The organism is Ruegeria sp. CE9 (genome assembly GCF_056537425.1).
On sequence record NZ_JBQFRO010000136.1, the window covers coordinates 1 to 554 of the forward strand.

The following is a 554-nucleotide window of genomic DNA, read 5'->3' on the forward strand; positions in this document are numbered from 1 at the left end:
CTTCCCACCACTGAATGCGCGAAATCAGTTTTTCACCAATTTCGGGCGATATCGCGCGGCGGGTCAAAAGATGCTCTGCCCCATAGATTTCTGGGGTTTCAGACAGGATTGTGGTGCCGCCCTGACGCACGATTAAATCAGACGCATACCCCATGGCAGGGTTGGCGGTGATGCCAGAATAGCCGTCCGAGCCCCCACATTGCATGCCTACCACCAATTTTGAGGCCGGCGCAGGGGCGCGTGTCGCACGATTGGCCACGGCTGCAATCTCGCGCAGCATGCTGAGACCCCGTTCAATTGTGCGCTTTGTGCCGCCTGTCTGCTGAATGGTCATATAGCGGAAACTCTCGCCATCGCGCAGACGGGCGGGGCCGATCAGGTCAGGCACCTGCATCACCTCGCAGCCCAGACCGACCAACAGGATCGCCCCAAAATTTGGGTTTTTCGAATATCCTGCCAAGGTTCGGAAAAGCATCTGATACCCTTCGCCCAAGCCAGACATCCCGCAGCCAGAACCGTGCACAATCGGGACAATCCCATCGACATTTGGGAAA

At 57.2% G+C, this 554-nt stretch carries 1 protein-coding gene; it reads right to left on the reverse strand.

Going from position 1 to position 554, the window contains the following annotated elements; all coding sequences use genetic code 11:
• Positions 1 to 554 (reverse strand): UxaA family hydrolase (locus ACR0B3_RS24505; RefSeq protein WP_480811312.1); only part of this gene is annotated, 554 nt, incomplete at both ends.